This is a genomic window from Streptomyces sp. NPDC087440, from assembly GCF_044744005.1.
GTDB lineage: Bacteria > Actinomycetota > Actinomycetes > Streptomycetales > Streptomycetaceae > Streptomyces.
This window is the reverse complement of sequence record NZ_JBIUXN010000016.1, coordinates 176,430-196,285: the sequence shown is the minus strand read 5'-3', so window position 1 is coordinate 196,285 and position 19,856 is coordinate 176,430. Positions and strand designations below refer to the sequence as shown.

General features: G+C 73.1%; 19 protein-coding genes. 14 read left to right on the top strand and 5 right to left on the bottom strand.

The features are described from left to right. Nucleotides 1-33: 33 nt before the first annotated feature. Both ACIO3O_RS28730 and ACIO3O_RS28725 read right to left on the bottom strand, forming a co-directional pair. The gene (locus tag ACIO3O_RS28730) at nucleotides 34-474 is read right to left on the bottom strand and encodes a hypothetical protein (RefSeq protein ID WP_401750735.1); all 441 of its coding nucleotides are present in this window, start codon (nucleotides 472-474) and stop codon (nucleotides 34-36) included. 29 nt (nucleotides 475-503) lie between these two features. Then, nucleotides 504-932, bottom strand: a complete 429-nt coding sequence (locus ACIO3O_RS28725; protein WP_401750734.1) for a hypothetical protein — start codon at nucleotides 930-932, stop codon at nucleotides 504-506. Nucleotides 933-1,113: 181 nt separating this feature from the next. Between ACIO3O_RS28725 and ACIO3O_RS28720 the strand changes: the two genes are divergently transcribed. The 7 genes from ACIO3O_RS28720 to ACIO3O_RS28690 all read left to right on the top strand — a co-directional run bounded on the left by ACIO3O_RS28720 (nucleotide 1,114) and on the right by ACIO3O_RS28690 (nucleotide 9,400). Further along, nucleotides 1,114-1,764: a M15 family metallopeptidase gene (locus ACIO3O_RS28720; protein WP_401750731.1), complete on the top strand. Its 651-nt coding sequence runs from the start codon at nucleotides 1,114-1,116 to the stop codon at nucleotides 1,762-1,764. A gap of 475 nt (nucleotides 1,765-2,239) precedes the next feature. After that, nucleotides 2,240-2,833: a type 1 glutamine amidotransferase family protein gene (locus tag ACIO3O_RS28715; protein ID WP_401750729.1), complete on the top strand. Its 594-nt coding sequence runs from the start codon at nucleotides 2,240-2,242 to the stop codon at nucleotides 2,831-2,833. Beyond that, nucleotides 2,830-3,330: a MarR family winged helix-turn-helix transcriptional regulator gene (locus ACIO3O_RS28710; protein ID WP_401750727.1), complete on the top strand. Its 501-nt coding sequence runs from the start codon at nucleotides 2,830-2,832 to the stop codon at nucleotides 3,328-3,330. Before ACIO3O_RS28715 ends, ACIO3O_RS28710 begins: the two co-directional genes overlap by 4 nt. Nucleotides 3,331-3,442: 112 nt before the next feature. Next, nucleotides 3,443-5,422, top strand: a complete 1,980-nt coding sequence (locus ACIO3O_RS28705; RefSeq protein WP_401750850.1) for a serine/threonine-protein kinase — start codon at nucleotides 3,443-3,445, stop codon at nucleotides 5,420-5,422. 442 nt (nucleotides 5,423-5,864) lie between these two features. Then, nucleotides 5,865-7,226, top strand: a complete 1,362-nt coding sequence (locus ACIO3O_RS28700; RefSeq protein ID WP_401750725.1) for an aspartate aminotransferase family protein — start codon at nucleotides 5,865-5,867, stop codon at nucleotides 7,224-7,226. Between the two features lie 129 nt (nucleotides 7,227-7,355). Then, complete coding sequence (locus ACIO3O_RS28695) at nucleotides 7,356-8,054, top strand: GntR family transcriptional regulator (RefSeq protein WP_401750724.1); 699 nt, start codon at nucleotides 7,356-7,358, stop codon at nucleotides 8,052-8,054. Between the two features lie 698 nt (nucleotides 8,055-8,752). Then, a complete protein-coding gene (locus ACIO3O_RS28690) occupies nucleotides 8,753-9,400 on the top strand; it encodes a hypothetical protein (protein WP_401750722.1) in 648 nt (215 codons plus the stop codon). Between the two features lie 57 nt (nucleotides 9,401-9,457). Here ACIO3O_RS28690 and ACIO3O_RS28685 read toward each other — a convergent pair whose 3' ends face one another. Beyond that, on the bottom strand, nucleotides 9,458-10,240 hold the full coding sequence (locus ACIO3O_RS28685; RefSeq protein ID WP_401750720.1) for an SLATT domain-containing protein: 783 nt from the start codon (nucleotides 10,238-10,240) through the stop codon (nucleotides 9,458-9,460). A gap of 353 nt (nucleotides 10,241-10,593) precedes the next feature. Between ACIO3O_RS28685 and ACIO3O_RS28680 the strand changes: the two genes are divergently transcribed. The 3 genes from ACIO3O_RS28680 (at nucleotide 10,594) to ACIO3O_RS28670 (ending at nucleotide 12,288) form a co-directional block, all read left to right on the top strand. Beyond that, nucleotides 10,594-10,929 (top strand): YbaB/EbfC family nucleoid-associated protein, encoded by a 336-nt coding sequence (locus ACIO3O_RS28680; RefSeq protein WP_189826850.1) that lies wholly within the window; start codon nucleotides 10,594-10,596, stop codon nucleotides 10,927-10,929. A gap of 83 nt (nucleotides 10,930-11,012) precedes the next feature. Next, nucleotides 11,013-11,612, top strand: a complete 600-nt coding sequence (gene recR / locus ACIO3O_RS28675) for a recombination mediator RecR (RefSeq protein ID WP_345220423.1) — start codon at nucleotides 11,013-11,015, stop codon at nucleotides 11,610-11,612. Then, on the top strand, nucleotides 11,605-12,288 hold the full coding sequence (locus ACIO3O_RS28670; protein WP_401750717.1) for a DUF5063 domain-containing protein: 684 nt from the start codon (nucleotides 11,605-11,607) through the stop codon (nucleotides 12,286-12,288). The genes recR and ACIO3O_RS28670 overlap by 8 nt, the downstream gene beginning before the upstream one ends. A 398-nt stretch (nucleotides 12,289-12,686) precedes the next feature. On the opposite strand, the gene ACIO3O_RS28665 is transcribed toward ACIO3O_RS28670, so the two are convergent. Then, nucleotides 12,687-13,340 carry a hypothetical protein gene (locus ACIO3O_RS28665; RefSeq protein WP_401750715.1) on the bottom strand — a complete coding sequence of 218 codons (654 nt, stop codon included), beginning with the start codon at nucleotides 13,338-13,340 and terminating at the stop codon, nucleotides 12,687-12,689. 274 nt (nucleotides 13,341-13,614) lie between these two features. On the opposite strand from ACIO3O_RS28665, the gene ACIO3O_RS28660 reads away from it, so the two are divergent. The 4 genes from ACIO3O_RS28660 (at nucleotide 13,615) to ACIO3O_RS28645 (ending at nucleotide 18,801) form a co-directional block, all read left to right on the top strand. Further along, nucleotides 13,615-14,886: an aspartate kinase gene (locus ACIO3O_RS28660; RefSeq protein WP_401750714.1), complete on the top strand. Its 1,272-nt coding sequence runs from the start codon at nucleotides 13,615-13,617 to the stop codon at nucleotides 14,884-14,886. Beyond that, nucleotides 14,883-15,944 (top strand): aspartate-semialdehyde dehydrogenase, encoded by a 1,062-nt coding sequence (locus ACIO3O_RS28655; RefSeq protein ID WP_401750712.1) that lies wholly within the window; start codon nucleotides 14,883-14,885, stop codon nucleotides 15,942-15,944. The genes ACIO3O_RS28660 and ACIO3O_RS28655 overlap by 4 nt, the downstream gene beginning before the upstream one ends. A 521-nt stretch (nucleotides 15,945-16,465) precedes the next feature. After that, nucleotides 16,466-17,242, top strand: a complete 777-nt coding sequence (locus tag ACIO3O_RS28650) for a SigE family RNA polymerase sigma factor (protein WP_401750849.1) — start codon at nucleotides 16,466-16,468, stop codon at nucleotides 17,240-17,242. Then, nucleotides 17,239-18,801 carry a hypothetical protein gene (locus ACIO3O_RS28645; protein WP_401750711.1) on the top strand — a complete coding sequence of 521 codons (1,563 nt, stop codon included), beginning with the start codon at nucleotides 17,239-17,241 and terminating at the stop codon, nucleotides 18,799-18,801. Before ACIO3O_RS28650 ends, ACIO3O_RS28645 begins: the two co-directional genes overlap by 4 nt. On the opposite strand, the gene ACIO3O_RS28640 is transcribed toward ACIO3O_RS28645, so the two are convergent. Next, nucleotides 18,771-19,637: an SURF1 family protein gene (locus tag ACIO3O_RS28640; protein WP_401750710.1), complete on the bottom strand. Its 867-nt coding sequence runs from the start codon at nucleotides 19,635-19,637 to the stop codon at nucleotides 18,771-18,773. The genes ACIO3O_RS28645 and ACIO3O_RS28640 overlap by 31 nt on opposite strands. Nucleotides 19,638-19,856: the final 219 nt, after the last annotated feature.

The window sequence follows — 19,856 nt, the reverse complement described above, 5'->3', positions numbered from 1 at the left end:
GCGGGGTGAGGTGGGGCTCCTGTGGAGGGTGTCCTAGGCGGCGGTGCGGGTCAGGCGGCCGGTTTCGTTGCCCTCGATGGTGGCGGTGGTGCTGGTGACGCGGGTCGGGCGGGCGGGGTCCTCGCAGGCCGGGGCCCTCAGCACGGTCGCGCCCCACCGCGACCAGAACAGGACGGAGGGGGCGGGGTCGTCGAAGTACCGGCGGAGCTCCCACTGTTCGGTGCTGTTCACCTCGTCGGCCTTCAGCCGGAACCTGTCGTGGGTGAGGTGCACGAGGAAGCCGGTGTTGGTGGGGCGGCGGTGGTGGTCGAAGTGGACGCGCCCCTGGTAGAGCGCGCCGACGCCGCCCGGGTCCGCCCAGTCGGCGGCGGTGCCGCCGCACTCGGGGGCGGGGGCGGGGGCCGCCGCGGCGGTGGGGGTGAGGACGGTGGCGGCGAGGAGGGCGGCGGTGGCGGCGGTGGCGGTGCGGATCACGGGCGGGGCCTTTCGGTGGGGAGCGGGGGTCAGAAGGAGGCGCGGGTGAGGAGGGCGTACTGCGTGCGGGTGTCCAGGACGGCCTCGGTGACCCGGGTCGGGCGCGCGGGGTCGGCGCACTCCGGGAAGGTGAGGGTGACGGAGGGGTTCCCGCCGACGACGGCGTACGGCAGTTCGTACTCGTGGTCCCATTCCAGGGACCACGCCTGGCTGTCGGAGGAGTCGCGGGCGTCCTCGCGGAGCTGGTCCAGGGCGAGGCGGACGGTCCGGGCTCCCTCGGGACGGCCGTTGCCGAAGCCGTCGTAGACGACCCCCCAGTAGCTGCTGCCGTTTCCGTCGGCGTCGGCCCAGTCGGCGGCGGTGCCGCCGCACACGGGCGGGGGAGCGGCCTCGGCGGAGGCCGGAACGGCGGCGAGGAGTGCGGCGGCGGCCAGGGCGGCGGCGAGGGGGCGGTGCATGCGGGGCCTTTCTCCGATGGAACGGGGTGTCCGGCGCGCGGGGCGAGCCGGCGGCCCCGCGCACGGAACACCCTGTTCCACATCCCGCGGCCGACGCGCAGACGATCTCCGAATGGACGCAGGGGGCAAGGGGGTGCGGGCGGGCGCGCGGGGGTGGCCGTGCGCCGGGCATGATCGCCGTATGACTGCTGCCGAGATCGTTCTGATGGCCGACCCCCGGATCGCCGCCGTGCCGGTGCGGGACTGCGGCGAACCGCTCGTCGACGTACGCGAGGTCGGGCTCGAACTGCGGCCGGAGCGGGCGGACGGCGTGGAGGCGTACGCACTCCTGCGGTCCGGCGTCGCCGAACGCCTCCTACGGGCACAGGAGTTGCTCCCGGACGGGCTGCGCCTGGTGATCGTGGAGGGGTACCGGCCGCCGGAACTCCAGCGGGCGTACTTCGAGGAGTACGAGGAGGAACTGCGCGGCCTGCACCCCGAGTGGCCCGCCTCCCGCATCCGCAGCGCGGCCAGCCGCTACGTGTCGCCGCCCGACATCGCCCCGCACAGCGCGGGCGGCGCGGTCGACCTGACGCTCGCGGACGCGCGGGGGCGGGAGCTGGACATGGGCACGCGGATGAACGCGAGCCCGGAGGAGAGCGGGGGCGCGTGCTACACGGAGGGCCCGGGCGTGCCCCCCGCCGCCCGCACGAACCGGGCGCTGCTGGGCACGGCCCTGGACGCGGCGGGCCTGGTCAACTACCCCACGGAGTGGTGGCACTGGTCGTACGGGGACCGGTACTGGGCGCTGGCACGGGGCGAACGGGCGGCACTGTACGGGCCTCGGGGCTGAGGCCTCTCGGGGCGGGCTGACATGCCGCCCGAAGGGCAGGCATGCCAGGGGCGCGGGGAACTGCGCGCCCAGCCACGACCTATCTGCACGGAACCGTGCAACGGCCGCGCGGCGAGCGCTTTAGGTGGAGGGGCGGGTCCGGGGCCTCTTCTGCCTGGGCCGGGCAAGGCTGACGCGCCCGTCACGGGGGCGGGCCGGGCCCCTTTGGGCGCGCGTCCGGTGCCGGGGTGGCCCAAGGGGCGGTACCCGGGTGGGCCGGGAGCGGGAGGGGCCGCCCCCTTGCCCGCCCGTTCCGCCCCCTTGGGGCGGCCCCGTCGCCCAAGGGGGCTGGGGCGCAGGGCGGAGCTCAAGGGGGTGGGGCGGCGAAGGGCAGCAACAGGGTTGCAGGGCAAGGGTGTTGACAGTTTGCTGTCGTAGTGGCAGCGTGCTGTCATCGGCCGGGGGAGGCCGACCCCGCGATCTCCAGGAGACGCCCATGTCCCGCACGACCGTGCACCTCGCCGTCTACGACACCTACGCCGACTGGGAGTCCGGCCACATCACCGCCGAGCTGAGCGACCACGGGTACACGGTCCGGACCGTGGCCCTCACCGCCGAGCCCGTCACCACCAAGGGCGGCCTCCGCATCCTGCCGGACCTCGTCCTCGCCGACCTCCGGCCCGAGGAGAGCGCCCTTCTCATCCTCACGGGTGCCGAACTCTGGGACGAAGGGGAGGAGTTGGAGCCGTTTGCCAAGGCAGCCCGGGGGTTCCTCGACACCGGGGTTCCCGTCGCGGCCATCTGCGGAGCCACCGCAGGGCTCGCCCGCGAGGGGCTGCTCGACGACCGCCCGCACACCAGCAACGTCGCCTTCTACCTCGACGCCACCGGCTACCAGGGCTCCGCCCACTACGTCGACACCGACGCCCTCACCGACGGCGACCTCATCACCGCCAACAGCACCCAGCCCGAGGCCTTCGCCCGCGAGATCCTGCGGCGCCTGGAGGTGTTCCCGGAGGAGAAGCTGGACGCCTGGTACCGGCTGTTCCACGACTCCGACCCCACCGCGTACGCGATCCTCGCGTCGTGACGGCCCCGCGTCCGGACGCCCGCTCCCCGGAGACCCCCGCCCAGCAGCTCCTCACCCGTACCGCACTCGGCGTCTTCCGCCTCAACGGCCAGTTCGTCGCCGTCTCCGACCGGATGGCCCGCGAGGTGGGCCTCACCGCCGCCTGGTGGCAGGTGCTGGGGGCCGTCGACCGGGTCCCGGACTCCGTCGCGGGCGTCGCCCGCACCCTGGGGATCACCCGGCAGAGCGTCCAGCGCATCGCCGACGTCCTGGTCGGGCGGGGGCTCGCCGAGTACACCGACAACCCCGCCCACCGCCGCGCCAAGCTGCTCCGTATCACCGCAGCAGGGGTCGAGGCGCTGCGCCGGTGCAACCCCTCCCACGCCGCGCTCGCCGACCGGCTGCGCGCCGAGCTGGGGGAGGCGGGACTCGCCGAGACCGTGCGTGTGCTGGAGCGGTTGTCGGCCGCCATGGGCGCGGTGCCGTCGTCGTTCCCCTCCCCTCGGGGCGCCTCCTGAGGGACACTCGGTGACGAAACGGTAGCGATCGGCTGACTTCACCGTCGTACGGCGGAACTATCCTCGGCCCATCGCTGTCGCATCGGGGGAGGGTGGCACAGCAGTCATGGCCATGGAGAAACTGGGGCCCTCGGACCCCCAACGCATTGGCGCTTACCGCCTGTTGGCCCGGCTCGGGGCGGGCGGGATGGGGCAGGTCTATCTGGCGCGCTCGGACCGCGGCCGTACCGTCGCCGTCAAACTCGTACGGCGCGAACTCGCCGAACAGGAGGAGTTCCGCTCGCGGTTCCGCCAGGAGGTGCAGGCGGCGCGGCGCGTCGGCGGGCACTGGACGGCGCCGGTGCTGGACGCGGACACCGAGGCCGACGTGCCGTGGGTGGCCACGGGGTACGTCGCCGGGCCCACCCTCCAGCAGGTCGTCTCCGGCGGGCACGGGCCACTGCCCGAGCGCTCGGTGCTGATCCTGGCCGCCGGGCTCACCCGCGCCCTCAAGGACATCCACGCGGCGGGCCTCATCCACCGCGACCTCAAGCCCTCCAACGTCCTGGTCACCATCGACGGGCCCCGCGTCATCGACTTCGGGATCGCACGGGCGCTGGAGACGGTCACGGACAGCGGGCTGACGCGGACCGGTGCGCTGGTCGGGTCGCCCGGGTTCATGGCCCCGGAGCAGATCCGGGGCGACCGGGTCACCCCGGCCTGCGACGTCTTCTGCCTCGGGTCCGTCCTCGCGTACGCGGCGACCGGGCGGCTTCCCTTCGGTACGACGCACAGCGGCGTCCACGCGCTGATGTTCCGCATCGCGCAGGAGCCGCCGGACCTGGCGGACGTGCCCGAATCCCTCCACGACCTGATCCGCGACTGCCTCCAGAAGGCACCGGAGGCGCGGCCGGACCTGGACGCGGTACTGGCACGGACCGGCCCGGCCCCGGCCCCGGGGGAGCCGTGGCTTCCGGCGTCACTGGTGGCGCAACTGGGGGCGCACGCTGTGCAGTTGCTGGATCTGGAGAGCCCGACGACGTCGCTGCCGGGTGGGCGGACGCCGACCGTGGGGGTCGGGACGCCGTTGCCGCCGGAGGTGCGGGCGGGGGGTGAGGAGGGGGCTTCTCCGGGTGCTCCGGGTGGGCCCGGTGCTCCGAGTGCTCCGGGTGGGCCCGGTGGCCCCGGTGCCCCCGACGGTGGGGTCCACTCGATGCCGACCATGATCGTCGCCCCGGGTGCGGCGCCCCCGGCGGCCGGCAGCGGGGCGGGCCAACCCGGTGCCACGCCCCCCGCCGGACCCCCCGCACCCGGCACCCCCGGGGCCGGAGCGCCTCCGCATGCGGGGCAGGGGCTCCCGGCGCTCCCACCGGCGGCCCCGAACGCGTACGGCTACCCCAACACCCCACCCCCGCACGTGAGTTACGGCTACCCGCAGCCGGGCTACGACCCCTACGGCCGCCCCACGCCACCCGGCAGCTACGGCTACCCGAACGCGTACCTGGGCGCGACCCCCGTTCCCCAGCCCCCGCCCCAGCGCAGCAAACGCTCCACCCTGGTCCTGGTCGCCGTGGCGGTCGTGGTCGCGCTCGCGGCGGGCAGCTCGGTGTACGCGCTCATGCGGGGCGACGGCCAGGACAAGCCCCCGGCCGCCGTCGGCACCCCGGACAACAAACCCTCCCCCCAGAACTCCTCTTCCTCCTCCTCGTCCTCAGCGGGTACCCCCTCCAGCGGTACGGCCGCCACCCCTCCGCCCACCACCGCCGACGCGGCGGGGTCGATCCCCTCCGGCTTCCTCGGCACCTGGCACGGGACGGTGAGCGGGGACTCGGGGTCGAGCACCCGCGACCTCACCCTCCGCCAGGGCCGCTCCGGCGAGACGGTGATGTCCCTCGTTGCCGAGGGCACCTCGTTCCGCTGCCTCTTCGAGGCGGAACTCGCCTCGGACCCGTCGCCGGAGGGCCCGGTCAGCCTGGGTCCCTCGCGGGTGGTCACGGGTCCGGCGACCTCCTGCTCGCCGGGCAAGGCGTCGGAGGTGACCCTCCTCCCGGACGGCCGCCTGCGCCGCACGACCCCCGACAACAAGTCCGTCACGTACACCCGCTCCGGCTGAGCCCGGCGCCGGGCCCTGCGGGGTGCGGGTGAGTTGGTTCCTGAACGCCGGACGGGCTGAAGTGCCCGTTCCGGGCAGGGGATCACCCTAGGGGCGCGGGGAACTGCGCGACCAGCCACCCACCCACCCGCACGGAACCGTGCAACAGCCCCGCAGGGTTACGGGAAGGATGGGGTCTCCCCTGCTCGAACGAAGTTGAGAGCTTGGGGAAGGGTAGGGGAAACCTGCCCCGGCACCGGCTGCCGATCCCCCACCCCGCACACAAGCGCCCCCAGCCCAAGCCCCGTGCCCCACAAACCAGGGCTCAGGCCCAGGCCCCAGGCCCGGGGGCCGGGGGCCCGCCCAGAGCCCCCCCCACCCTCGACACCCTGCCGACCCCCACGCCCCATCCCGTACAGGATGGCCATAGCCCCTCCCACCTGCGCCGATCTACCCTCCCCCCATGACCCCTCACTTCACCCCCGACCCGGCCAAGGGCGCAGCCGTCAAGGCCGCCGACCGGGCGCACGTGTTCCACTCCTGGTCCGCGCAGGGCCTGATCGACCCCCTGGCCGTCGCCGGTGCCGAGGGCTCGTACTTCTGGGACTACGAAGGCAACCGCTACCTCGACTTCACCAGCGGTCTCGTCTTCACCAACATCGGCTACCAGCACCCGACGGTCGTCCGGGCGATCCAGGAGCAGGCCGCGTCGATGACGACGTTCGCGCCCGCGTTCGCCGTCGAGGCCCGGTCCGAGGCCGCACGCCTCATCGCCTCCCACACCCCCGGCGACCTCGACAAGATCTTCTTCACCAACGGCGGCGCCGAGGCCATCGAGAACGCCGTCCGCATGGCCCGCCTGCACACGGGCCGTCACAAGGTGCTCGCCGCCTACCGCTCGTACCACGGCGCGACCAACACCGCCATCAACCTCACCGGCGACCCGCGTCGCTGGGCCTCCGACAACGGGTCCTCGGGCACCGTCCACTTCTGGGCGCCCTTCCTCTACCGCTCCGCCTTCTACTCCTCCACCGAGGAGGAGGAGTGCGCCCGTGCCCTCCAGCACCTGGAGGACACCATCGCCTTCGAGGGCCCGGCGTCCGTCGCCGCGATCGTCCTCGAAACGGTCCCCGGCACGGCCGGGATCATGACCCCGCCGCCCGGCTACCTCGCGGGTGTGCGCGAGCTCTGCGACCGGTACGGGATCGTCTTCGTGCTGGACGAGGTCATGGCGGGCTTCGGGCGTACGGGCACCTGGTTCGCCGCCGACCAGTTCGACGTCGTACCGGACCTCATGACCTTCGCCAAGGGCGTCAACAGCGGTTACGTCCCGCTCGGCGGCGTCGCCATCTCCGGCAAGATCGCCGAGACCTTCGAGAAGCGTGCCTTCCCGGGCGGGCTCACCTACTCCGGGCACCCCCTCGCCTGCGCGGCCGCCGTCGCCACCATCCAGGTGATGGAGGAGGAGAAGGTCGTCGAGAACGCCGCCCACATCGGCGCGACCGTCATCGGCCCCGGCCTGCGCGACCTCGCCGAGCGCCACCCGAGCATCGGCGAGGTGCGCGGCACGGGCATGTTCTGGGCCCTGGAGCTGGTCAAGAACCGCGAGACCCGCGAGCCGCTCGTCCCGTACAACGCGACCGGCGCGGACGCCGCCCCCATGGCGGCCTTCGGTGCAGCCTGCAAGAAGAACGGCCTGTGGCCCTTCATCAACATGAACCGCACCCACGTCGTCCCGCCGTGCAACGTCACCGAGGCCGAGGCCAAGGAAGGCCTCGCGGCCCTCGACGAGGCACTCACCGTCGCGGACGAGCACACTGCGTAACGCTCGACGCGTCGTACGCAACCGAATGTGATCTCCCCCCTTGTCCTGCCCCGAACGCCCCATAAGGTGTCCGGAGCGGACGAAGGGGGAGACATTATGCCCGCGAGCGGAGCCGGCACGCGCGGGATCGTGCACCGCAGCACCCTGCGCCAGCAGTTGGCCGACGCACTGAGCGACGAGGTGCTGGCGGGGCGGCTGCCCCCCGGTCACGCCTTCACGGTCAAGCACATCGCCGAGCAGTACGAGGTCTCCGCGACCCCGGTGCGCGAGGCCCTCTTCGACCTCGCCGCGCAGGGCCTGCTGGAATCCGACCAGCACAAGGGTTTCCGGGTACGGGAGTACAGCGTCGCCGAGTTCCGGGGCATGGTCGAGGCGCGCTCGCTCGTCGTCGCCGGGGTGCACCACAAGCTGGCCGTCGCCACGACCGACCTCCCGCCGGACCGCCTGGCGGTGCTGCGCCGCCGCGCGGAGGAGGCCGCCCGGGCCGCCGGGGCGGGGGACCTGGACGTCCTCATCGGCTACGACCTGCGCTTCTGGAACGAGCTGGCCACCATGGTCGGCAACCCGCACATAGCCGCCTTCCTTCACCAACTCCGGGTCCGCTGCTGGGTGTTCTCCATCTCCCGCCTGCGCGCCGAACTCCTCCTGCGGGAACCCGGCAGCCGGGCGGGCGGCCTGTGGAGCCGTCACGAGGAGGTCGTCGCGGCCATCGCCCAGGGGGACGCGGAAGCGGTCTACACCCTCCTCGACGAACACGACACCCGCGCCCTCGGCTGGGCCGACCGCCTGGAGGGCCACGGCGAATACGCGGGCCCCCCGGGCTTCTGAGCCTCCGCCCGCCTGCTGCCCGCCGAGTGCCTGGGCCACCACTACGTGCCTGCTGCCCACCGGGCTTCTGGGTGCCTGGCTGCCTGCTGCCCGCCGCCGAGTTGCCTGGGCCGCCGAGTTTCCTGGGCCGCCGCCTGCCTGCTGCCCGCCGGGCTTCTGAGCCTCCGCCCGCCTGCTGCCCGCCGAGTGCCTGGGCCACCACTACGTGCCTGCTGCCCACCGGGCTTCTGAGCGCCTGGCTGCCGGCTGCCCGCCGAGTTGCCTGGGCCGCCGCCCACCCGCCGCCCGCCGGGCTTCTGAGTACCTGGCCTCCCGACCGCTGCTTGCCCGGGTGTCCGGGCCGCCTCCCGTCTGCTGCCCGTCGGGTGTCTGGCCCGCCGCCCACCCGCCGCCCGCCGGGCTTCTGAGTGCCGGTCCGCCCACCCGCTGCCCGCCGGGTGCCTGAGCCGCCGCCCGACCGCCCACCCGCCGCCCGCGTGGGTTCCGAGCCGTCGCCCGCCCGTTGCCCCAGCGCCCGGCCCCGCCCCCCGGAGCACCCCGCCCCCGACCTGTGGCGTACCCCGCCCCTGCTTCTGACCGGCGGTCTTCGCTCGACGTACACATGGCATTACGCTGCCTGGACCGACCGGTGCCGGACCCCGGGGCCGGACGCCCAGACCCACCTCATCCCCGCCCCGGACCGTGGAGGAGCGCACCCCTTGGCCTGTGACCTGTGGCTGGTCCCCCTTGTCGACATCCTCTGCCAGAGCCCCGACAACCCCTTCGCCGAAGAGATCGCCTCCTACGACAAGGCGCTGACCGACGCCGGTCTGCCGACGGTCCCGATCTTCCCGTACATGCCGGGCCTGTCCGGCGACGTGGCCCCGGTCGCGGGCTTCGACTACGACGCGCTGCACCTGCTGCGCCGGGCCTACCTGCTCCAGGCGCGCGGCCTCGCGGTGACCCCCGTCGACGAACTCGGCGGCGACTACGAGCAGTTGCTTGAGATTTTCGAGGAGACGGCCCTCCAGTCCCACCTGGTCTGGCACTTCGACCACGCCGGGGCGTACGTGCCGGTGGACTTCCCCGCCCCCCTCTCCAACGAGGAACTCCTCGCCGGGGGCGGCCCGTTGGGCTCCGCGCAGGGACTGCTCCGTGAACTTGAGTACGTCGCCGCCGCGATCGGCATCGACCCGGCCAACCCGCCCGCCGCGCCGCTGCCCCCGGCGGGGCCCACGGCCCTGGACGAACCCGCCGCGCCGGTGACGGACCCGTCCCCCTTCGCGCGCGAACGCCATGTGTGGCTGGGCCTGCACGCGGCCACCACCCGCAGCCTCGCCCAGGGCTCGATGATCATCTTCAGCTGACCGGCTGACCGGCTGACCGGCTCCGCACCGGGGGCGGGGAACCGCCCCCGGAACGCCCTAGCGGGGAGACTCCGGCGGCCGCTGCCTCGGCATGTTCGGCCGTGTCCCCGGCGGCAGCGGAATCCGGCTCGGGTGGCCGGAGGCGCCCTCCGGCCGGGCCGCCGGGGCGGCGCCCAGGGTCTGCATGACCAGGGGCGCCGGTCCCGACCGGAATTCCACCATCCAGTCCGTCGTCTCGACCCGGATCAGCTCGGTGATGTCCTCGGTGAAGCGCCGCAGGACGCCCAGGCACCGCTCCGCCGCCTCGCTGGCCGTCCCCTCGGTCGGGCCGAGGATCTCCCGTACGCTCTCCGACGCCCAGTCGAACTGGAGCGCCGTCAGCCTGCGCTGCACCGCCTGCGCGGTGGCCATGTCCCGCATCCAGCCCGACGTCAGCCCGAAGTACCGGTCGCAGCCCAGGCACGCCGCCCCCGCCAGCAGCGCCAGATATCCCCACCCGGCACCCCCGGACAGCGTCCCGGTCAGGTCGAGCAGAGGCAGCGAGGCCCCCACCACGACCCCCACCGCCGTACCGATCCGCAGTGCCCGCGCGCCCCGCCGCTTCCAGCCCCGGTCGGCGAGGTACCAGCGGGCCGTGCGCAGCGCCCCCGCCTCCACCCACCGGTACAGCTCGTCCAGCCGCTCCGCGGGCTCGCCCCAGTCGCCGAGCGGGAAGGGGCGGCCGGTGAGGTCCTCGGCGTCCCAGCCCCACTCCTCACCGCCGTTGCCCGCGACATCGTGACCGGAACCGGCGTCGTGCCGGGCCGGCGGCCCCTCGGGCTGCATCTCCGGCTGACTCACCGGGCACTCCTCTGCTCTTCTGCTCTGAGAGATCCGCGCTTCTTGAGATCCGCGCCGGGAACGCCCTGCGGGCGCACGCCCTGGGGGCGTGCCGGGAGCGTTCTGCGGCGTACCGGCAAACTGCTCCGTACGGGTGCGCTTGCCCTTCCTACCGCCGAATGGCGTGCCATGGGGCCGTTGTCCCGGTATTTCCCCCCGTACGAGGCCGTGAACAGGAGGAGGAGCCGAAGCCCACTCACTCGAAAGAGTCACTTGGTACGGCGTGCGGCGTGCCGTCGGGCGACCACGTAGGCTCGGATTGACCGACCTCTCGACCCCGAGACGGCGACCCGCAGACGACGAGGAGACATGCCGTGATCCCCGGTGGTGGCCAGCCCAACATGCAGCAGCTGCTCCAGCAGGCCCAGAAGATGCAGCAGGACCTCGCCCAGGCGCAGGAGGAGCTCGCCCGCACCGAGGTCGACGGCACCGCCGGCGGCGGCCTGGTCAAGGCGACCGTCAACGGCTCGGGCGAGCTGCGCGGCCTGGTGATCGACCCGAAGGCCGTGGACCCGGAGGACACCGAGACCCTCGCGGACCTCGTCGTCGCCGCCGTCCAGGCCGCCAATGAGAACGCGCAGACCCTCCAGCAGCAGAAGCTCGGCCCGCTCACCCAGGGCCTCGGCGGGATGCCGGGCCTGCCCTTCTGAGGCGAGCCACGGCCCCGTAACCCTTCTGTACAGCCCCCCGCACCAACTACCGTACGAACCAAGCAGAATCAGGAAGGCACTCCGTGTACGAAGGCGTGGTCCAGGACCTCATCGACGAGTTGGGCAGGCTGCCCGGCGTCGGTCCCAAGAGCGCGCAGCGGATCGCCTTCCACATCCTCCAGGCCGAGCCGACGGACGTCCGCCGGCTCGCGCACGCCCTGCTGGAAGTCAAGGACAAGGTCCGCTTCTGCGCGGTGTGCGGGAACGTGGCGCAGGAGGAGCGGTGCAACATCTGCCGCGACCCGCGCCGCGACCAGACCGTCATCTGTGTCGTGGAAGAGCCCAAGGACGTGGTCGCGATCGAGCGGACGCGGGAGTTCCGGGGGCGCTACCACGTGCTGGGCGGCGCGATCAGCCCCATCGAGGGCGTCGGTCCGGACGATCTGCGGATCAGGGAACTGCTCGCCCGCCTCGCCGACGGTTCCGTCACCGAGCTCATCCTCGCGACGGACCCGAACCTGGAGGGCGAGGCCACGGCCACGTACCTGGCACGGATGATCAAGCCGATGGGTTTGAAGGTCACCCGGCTGGCCAGTGGTCTCCCTGTAGGGGGAGACCTTGAGTACGCCGACGAGGTCACGCTCGGGCGTGCCTTCGAGGGGAGACGATTGCTGGATGTCTGACGCCACTTTTGTTGCCGCAGCTTTTGATTCGGTCGCGCGCGACGACTTTGTCGAACCGGACGACTTCGCCGTCCAGATCGCCGATCAGATCGAGAGCTTCATCCTGACCGTCACGGAAGTGGCGAAGGGTGACGAGCCGGACAGCGCGGTGCCCTTCCTGCTCCTGGAGGTCTCCCAACTCCTCCTCGCGGGCGGCCGGTTGGGCGCGCACGAGGACATCGTCCCGGACGAGCGGTACGAGCCGGACCTCGGCCCCGAGCCGGACGTCGACGACCTGCGCATCCGCTTCGCGCGCATGCTGGAGCCGATCGACGTCTACTCCGAGGTCTTCGACCCGTACGAGCCGCGCAAGGCGCCCGTCGCCTGCCGGATCTCCGACGACCTCGCCGACATCATCACCGACCTGCGGCACGGCCTCGCGCACTACCGCGCGGGCCGCACCTCCGAGGCCCTGTGGTGGTGGCAGTTCTCCTACTTCTCCAACTGGGGCTCCACCGCCTCGGCCTGCCTGCGCGCCCTCCAGTCCCTGGTGGCGCACGTCCGCCTCGACCAGCCGCTCCAGGAGCTGGACGGCCTGGACACGGACGAGGACCTGGGCGAGAAGGACCTGGAGGAGGAGGCGGGACGCGTGATGCTGGAGGAGATCGCGGGTCCGCTGGGCCTCAGGACGACGTAGCACCGTTCCGCACGGGGGCTGCGCGGTCCCTTCTCGTGCGAGCGGCGCCTACCCAGTCCCTCCCCGCACGGGAAAGGGGGACCCCTCCGCCCCTCGCTTCCCCCTAGCCCCCTTGGCTCGGCCCCTTGCCGCCCCGCCCCCTTGGGCGGCGGGGCCGCCCCCCGGGGGCGGGACGGGCGGGCAAGGGGGCGGCCCCTCCCGGCACCGGCCACGCGGAGCCCCGCCCCGCCGGGGCAAGGGGGTCCCCAGCCCCGCCCCTTCACCTAAACCCGCGGGGCAATTGCACGGTTCCGTGCGGGTGCGTGGGTGGCTGGTCGCGCAGTTCCCCGCGCCCCTGAAGGGGCACGGACAAGCGGCCCCGGCACGGGAGGGGGCGCCACCCCGCGGAGACGCCGGGGTCAGCGGGCACGGGTGGCGGCCGGCGCGTCGGGCCGGCGCGCCAGGTCGCCGCCGACCTCGTGCGCGACCTCGACCCGCACCGCCACCGCACCCGCCTCCCGGACCAGCCGCTCACGGAACTCCCTCGACGCCGCCCCCTCCCGCGAGGTGCCGACGGTGAGGCCCTTCGCCCCGTCGAGGGAGAGCGTGCTGACGGGGAACCCGTACTCCTTCTCGTACTGCGCGGCGTGCTTCCGCACCCGCTCGCCCGCCGCGTCGACCTCCTTCTTCGACCAGCCCGCCAGCCGCAGGTCCACCCGACCGGTGTCGACATCCGGATGCGCCTTCCGCACGGCCGCCACCCAGGCCCGCCCGCGCCCCAGGTCGCTGACGCACAGCGTGACCCGGCCCCTCGGCCGGTCGACCTCCATCGAGCTGTACGTGTCGTCGTACGCGGCATGCGCGCCGGTGCCCCGCTTCGGCGGGTCGAGCGCGTCGGCCAGGGCGCGCGCCTCGGGGGTGTTCTCGGTGGCCGCCGGGTCGGGGCGGAGCTCGTCGGTGGGGCAGGCCCGCCCGCCGGGACGTTCGGGCGTCGCGACCGACTCCGTACCGCAGCCGACCAGGAGACCGGCGACCAGGACGGCGGCCGCGCAGGCCGACGGGCGAGAGGGCATGGTTCCTCCGGGGCGTGGGTGGCGCGTGGAGTTCCTATGGCGGCGGTGTGACGCCCGACACCCCCACCCGGTTCCCGTGTGAGGCAGGACACCTTCCGCGTACCCCGGTTGGACCGGGGCAGCATCCCGTTCGAGCAGGCAGGACGGCACCGGCGGGACCAGTGCGTGAGCGGGACGTCTCACGATGCGATACCCACCCGGCGTGACCGGCCCGCTCGTTAAACTGACCCGAGCGCAGTAATGAACTGCCGCAATGGACTAACGAGGAGCGCACGTGGGCCTTGTCGTGCAGAAGTACGGAGGCTCCTCCGTCGCCGATGCCGAAGGCATCAAGCGTGTCGCCAAGCGAGTCGTCGATGCCAAGAAGAACGGCCATCAGGTCGTTGTCGTGGTGTCCGCGATGGGCGACACCACGGATGAGCTGATCGACCTCGCCGGGCAGGTATCTCCGATCCCTGCCGGGCGCGAATTCGACATGCTGCTGACCGCCGGAGAGCGGATCTCCATGGCCCTGCTGGCCATGGCGATCAAAAACCTGGGCCACGAGGCCCAGTCCTTCACGGGCAGCCAGGCCGGAGTCATCACCGACTCGGTCCACAACAAAGCGCGGATCATCGACGTCACCCCGGGCCGCATCCGGACCTCGATCGACGAGGGCAACATCGCCATCGTCGCCGGGTTCCAGGGCGTCAGCCAGGAGGGGAAGAACATCACGACCCTCGGTCGCGGTGGCTCGGACACGACGGCCGTCGCGCTGGCCGCCGCCCTCGACGCCGAGGTCTGCGAGATCTACACGGACGTGGACGGCGTGTTCACCGCCGACCCCCGTGTGGTGAAGAAGGCGAAGAAGATCGAGTGGATCTCCTTCGAGGACATGCTGGAGCTGGCCGCGTCCGGCTCCAAGGTGCTGCTGCACCGGTGCGTGGAGTACGCACGCCGATACAACATCCCGATCCACGTCCGCTCGTCCTTCTCCGGACTGCGCGGCACCTGGGTCAGCAACGAGCCGCAGGGAGACCAGCAGGTGGAGCAGGCCATCATCTCCGGAGTCGCCCACGACGTCTCCGAGGCCAAGATCACGGTCGTCGGCGTCCCGGACAAGCCGGGCGAGGCCGCGGCGATCTTCCGTGCCATCGCGGACGCCGAGATCAACATCGACATGGTCGTGCAGAACGTGTCCGCCGCCTCGACCGGGCTGACCGACATCTCCTTCACGCTGCCCAAGACCGAGGGCCGCAAGGCCACCGACGCGCTGGAGAAGGCGCGCGCGATCATCGGTTACGACTCGCTGCGCTACGACGACCAGATCGGCAAGATCTCCCTGGTCGGAGCCGGTATGAAGACGAACCCGGGCGTGACGGCGGGCTTCTTCGAGGCGCTCAGCGACGCGGGCGTGAACATCGAGCTGATCTCGACCTCCGAGATCCGCATCTCGGTGGTCACCCGCGCCGACGACGTCAACGAGGCCGTGCGCGCCGTGCACACTGCCTTCGGACTCGACACGGACTCCGACGAGGCCGTGGTCTACGGAGGCACCGGAAGGTGACGCAGAAGCCGACGCTCGCGGTCGTCGGGGCGACCGGGGCGGTCGGCCGGGTCATGCTCCAGATCCTGTCGCAGCACGCCGACGTCTGGGGCGAGATCCGACTCCTGGCCTCCCCGCACTCGGCCGGCGCCAAGCTGGCCGTGCGCGGGGAGGAGTCCGAGGTCCACGCACTCTCCGAGGAAGCTCTGGAGGGCGTGGACGTCGCGCTGTTCGACGTCCCCGACGAGGCGGCCGCCCAGTGGGCGCCCGTCGCCGTCGCCAAGGGCGCGGTGGTGGTGGACAATTCGGCCGCTTTCCGTCAGGAAGCGGACGTTCCGCTCGTGGTGCCCGAGGTCAATCCGCACTGTGTACGGGTCCGGCCTCGCGGCATCGTCGCCACCCCGAACTGCACCACCCTCTCGATGATCGTGGCGCTCGGCGCCCTGCACGCCGAGTTCGGCCTGACCGAGCTGGTGGTCTCCTCGTACCAGGCGGCCAGCGGCGCGGGACAGCGCGGCATCGACACCCTGCGCGCCCAGCTCTCGTTGCTCGCGGCCGAGCCGGACGCGGGCACCACCCCCGGCGGGGTGCGCCGCGCGGTCGGCGACGACCTCGGGCCCTTCCCGGCGCCGCTGGCGCTGAACGTGGTGCCCTGGGTGGGGGACTGGCAGGACGGCGGCTGGTCCTCGGAGGAGCTGAAGATCCGCGAGGAGTCCCGCAAGATCCTGGGCCTGCCCGACCTGCGGGTGACGGCGACCTGCGTCCGGGTCCCCGTCATCAGCACGCACTCCGCGTCCGTGCACGCCCGCTTCGAGTCCGAGGTGACCGTCGAGCGGGCCGAGGAGATCCTCGCCACCGCCCCCGGCGTGGTCCTCTTCGACGACCCCGCGCAGGGCGACTTCCCCACCCCCGCCGACGTGGTCGGCACCGACCCGACCTGGGTCGGCCGGGTGCGCCGCTCGATGGACGACCCGCAGGCCCTCGAACTCTTCGTCTGCGGCGACAATCTGCGCAAGGGGTCTGCCCTGAATACGGTGCAGATCGCCGAATTGGTCGCTTCTGAACTCGCTCCGAACTGACCGGAATTCTTTGTAGGATCTGTGAAAGCCCTGTGCATGTGTAACAGGTCCGGACCACAGAGGATGGACTGTCGGCAGGGCGCTGTCGTGCCGACTTCCCGTCGTACGGGGGGCCGTACGGGAAATCGTGCGGGGAATCGTGCGCGGAGCGCGGGAGAACGGGAAGGCCCGGGACGTTCGCGGAGTCCGGGGGAGGCCAGGGGTTTCGGGGGAATCCGGGGGAATTGCCTACGGCCTTGTGGGAACCGGCAGTTGGGCGCCTGGCGTCTCTGTCGACGCCCTCGGACGACGCCGCGGAAAAATCGGGGCAAAGGGGAGGGGCGGTTACGCATGGGACACGTCGAAGCGGCGCGCTGGGTGCGAGGCGCGGCGCACGTGCCGAGCACGCCGTCAAAAGCGGCGTCCCGTGTGTACAACCCTGATGGGGAGAAGTGTGTCCAACAGGCGTGGCAGCAGAGGTTCTCGACATCACGGCGGTCTCGCTGCGCGGCGCGTCAGTGCGCCCGCGGCGCACGTCCCGCATGCCCGGCGGCATGCCGGTGATCGCCCCCATGCCCGCGGCGCGTCCGGTGCGCCTGCCGGTGCAGCAGACGCTCTCGTCGGTCACGCCGATGGTGGCGCCGCCCGCCGCCAGACCTGCCCCGGAACCCGCCCCGGAGTCCCGGGCGGAGTCCGCCGGGGCCCGGTCCGCGACGCGCTCGGGGCCCGTGCTCGTGGCCGCTGAGGAGAGGACCCTCGCCGGGGAGACGGCCGAGGGCACACCGACCGCCGCGGGCGCGCACGCCGCCGCGCACGCCGCCGCCGAGGGCACCACCGTCGACCACCTCACCGAGACCTACCGCGCGCACTACCGCTCGCTGCTGGGCCTCGCCGCGCTGCTGCTGGACGACGTCGCCTCCTGCGAGGACGTGGTCCAGGAGGCGTTCATCCGGGTCCACTCGGCGCGCGGCCGGGTCCGCGAGCCGGAGAAGACCCTGGCGTACCTCCGCCAGACCGTCGTCAACCTCTCCCGCTCGGCCCTGCGCCGCCGCATCCTCGGCCTCAAGCTCCTCTCCAAGCCGATGCCGGACATGGCGAGCGCCGAGGAGGGGGCGTACGTCAGCCTGGAGCGGGACGCGCTGATCAAGGCGATGCGCGGCCTCCAGCGCCGCCAGCGCGAGGTGCTGAGCCTGCGCTACTTCGCGGACATGACGGAGGCGCAGGTCGCCGAGGTGCTCGGAATATCGCTGGGCTCGGTGAAGGCGTACGGTTCACGCGGGATCGCGGCGCTGCGCGTCGCGATGGAGGCGACCGCATGAGCGGAAGCGACCACGAGAGGTACGGGCCGGACGGGCCGCGCATCGACCGGACTGGAAAGAACAAGGCTGTGAACGACGGGCGCGACGGGCGCGAGGAGCGCCACGGGCGGGACACCCCGGCGACCCCCTCCGAAGACCGGGGCCCGTCCTGGGGCACGGACGGCGCACGGGCCGCGGACGGCAGCGATACGTTCCCGGGCGCGGGCGTCAGGGATACGTTCCCGGGCGGGGGCGTCAGCGATACGTTCCCGGGCGCGACCGGCAGCGATACGTTCCCCGGCGCGACCGGCAACGGCGCCTTCCCCGGCGGCGGTGGGGCCTTCCCCGGTCCCCGCGCCGCCGCCCAGGCCTCCCCGGGGTCCTCGCGCCCCGGTACCACCCACCCCTTCGCGGCCCCCGGCCGACAGGCGGCCCCCGGCCCGCGGGCAGTCCCCGGCGGTCGGCGTCCGGCCACCGGTCCGCACGCGGCCACCGCCGCCCTCAGCCCCGACGAGCTGGCCGTCCGGCGCCTCATGCAGGGCGCCGTACAGGACCTGGAGCCCTCCGACGGCGCGCTCGACCACCTGCGCCGCGCGGTGCCGCAGCGGCGTACCCGCAGACGGCAGGCGGTGGTCGGGGCGGCGGCCGCGGCGCTGCTGATAGGCACCGCGATCCCCGCCTTCCTGCACGTCTCCCGCTCCGGCAGCACCACCACCGCGCACTCCGCCAACGCGGGCCACTCCCAGAGCGCCGACGGCTCCGACGACGGCACGACCGGCACGGGCAGCGACGGCACCGGCCAGGGCCCGGCCGACCCGCAGGACAGGACGCCGGGCAAGACCACGGGCAAGGGTCCCGACGGCAAGACGCAGGCCCCCGTCCCGGGCGTTCCCGACACCGGTCAGGGCGACACCGACGGGGCCGACGCGCACCGCCCGGACGCGTACGAACAGAGCACCGACGAGCCGGAGAAGCCCGCCTGCGACGGCAACCAGCTGGAGGTCATCAAGGCCACCACGGGCGCCCCGGACGCGACCGGCAAGGTCTACGGGGCGTTCCGCATCGCCAACAAGTCCGGCGCGGAGTGTGCCGTTCCGGGCGAGGGCCGGATGAACTTCCAGGCGATGGGCGCCGCCGACCAGAAGCGCATCAAGGTCGTCGAGCACAAGCAGGGCGACCCGGCGGTGGGCCTGCCCGACCCGGCGAAGGAGGCGCGCAGCCTGGTGCTGCCGCCGGAAGCGGTGTACGAGGTGCAGTTCGCCTGGGTCCCGCAGGACACCTGTCCCAGTACCGGCGGGGCCACCCCGAAGCCGACCCCCACGGGCGAGAACCCGGGCGCGGGCGGCACGGACGGCGGCACTCCGGGCGGCGAACCCGGCGGCAAGGTCCCCGAGACGAGCCCGGACGAAGCGAAGTCGACCGGCACCACGACCCAGTTGCTCACCGGCGACGGCGACCCGGCGGACGGCAAGGTGGCGGTGACGCACACGCCGGAGGAGGGCGCACCGAGCGCCGCGACGACCATCCCCAACGCGTGCGCGGGAACGATCTACCGGACAGGCGTACTGGACGCTCCCTGACCGGCTGGATCGGCTGGACCGGCTGGACCGGCTGCGTCCTCAGCGGGACCCTCAGCGGGCGGCCCCTCTGCGGGCCCCTCCGTGGGAATCCCGAGCGCGAGGTCGCGGGCGGCCTCGACCTCCCGCCGCACCAGCCGGAACCACATGAACAGCACGAACCCGGCGAACACGAACCACTCACCCGTGTACCCGAGGTTCTGGAACGCCTTCAGATCCAGCCCGCTGCCCTGCGGCGCGACGGCGGGCACGGCCTTCATCCCGCCGGTCTGCCCGGAGCTCTGGGTGACCCACGCGTCGTACACGTCGTACGGCACCAGGTTCACGAGCGTCGCGGAACTGATCATTCCGACCTGTCCCTGCGGCAGACCGCCCGTCGCGTTGACGCCGTCCGTCTGCGCGTTCTCGGACGCCTGGAGCGCCCCGACGACGGTGACCCGCCCCTGCGGCGCGGGCGGCGGCGTGGCCCCCTTCGCGTCCCCGGCGACCCACCCCCGTACGACGGGAAGCGCTCGCTTGCCGCCCGTCTTCAACATCCCCAGGACGTAGTACCCGTCCCGGTCGTCCAACCGCCGCCCGGGCACCAGGAACTGCTCCCCGTACGTCCCCGTGGCCTCGGCCTGCTTGCCGGACGTCTCGGTCGTCACCGGCAACAACTCCGCCAGCGGTACGGCAGCCTGCCGGGCGGGATCGGGGGCGGACTCGGCGCTGCGGTGCGAGTCGACCCGGTCCTCGAAGCGGCCGAGCTGCCAGGACCCCATGAAGATGCAGAAGGGAATGGCCAGCACGACGAACAGGTTGATCCCCCACCACCGCGGGGTCAGCAAAAACCGGTACACACCCCCAAGGTACGTTCCCCCCTCCCACCCCTCCTCCCCACCCCCTCGCCCCCCACCGTCTTGGACCCCGCTCCGTTGCCCCCCGCCCCCTGGGCTCCGTCCTCTTGGGTCCCGCCCCCTCGGCCCCGCCCTCTTGGGTCCCGCCCTGTCGCCCCCCCGCCCCCCGGGGGCGGAACGGGCGGGCAAGGGGGCGGCCCGCCCGACACGGGCCCACCCCAC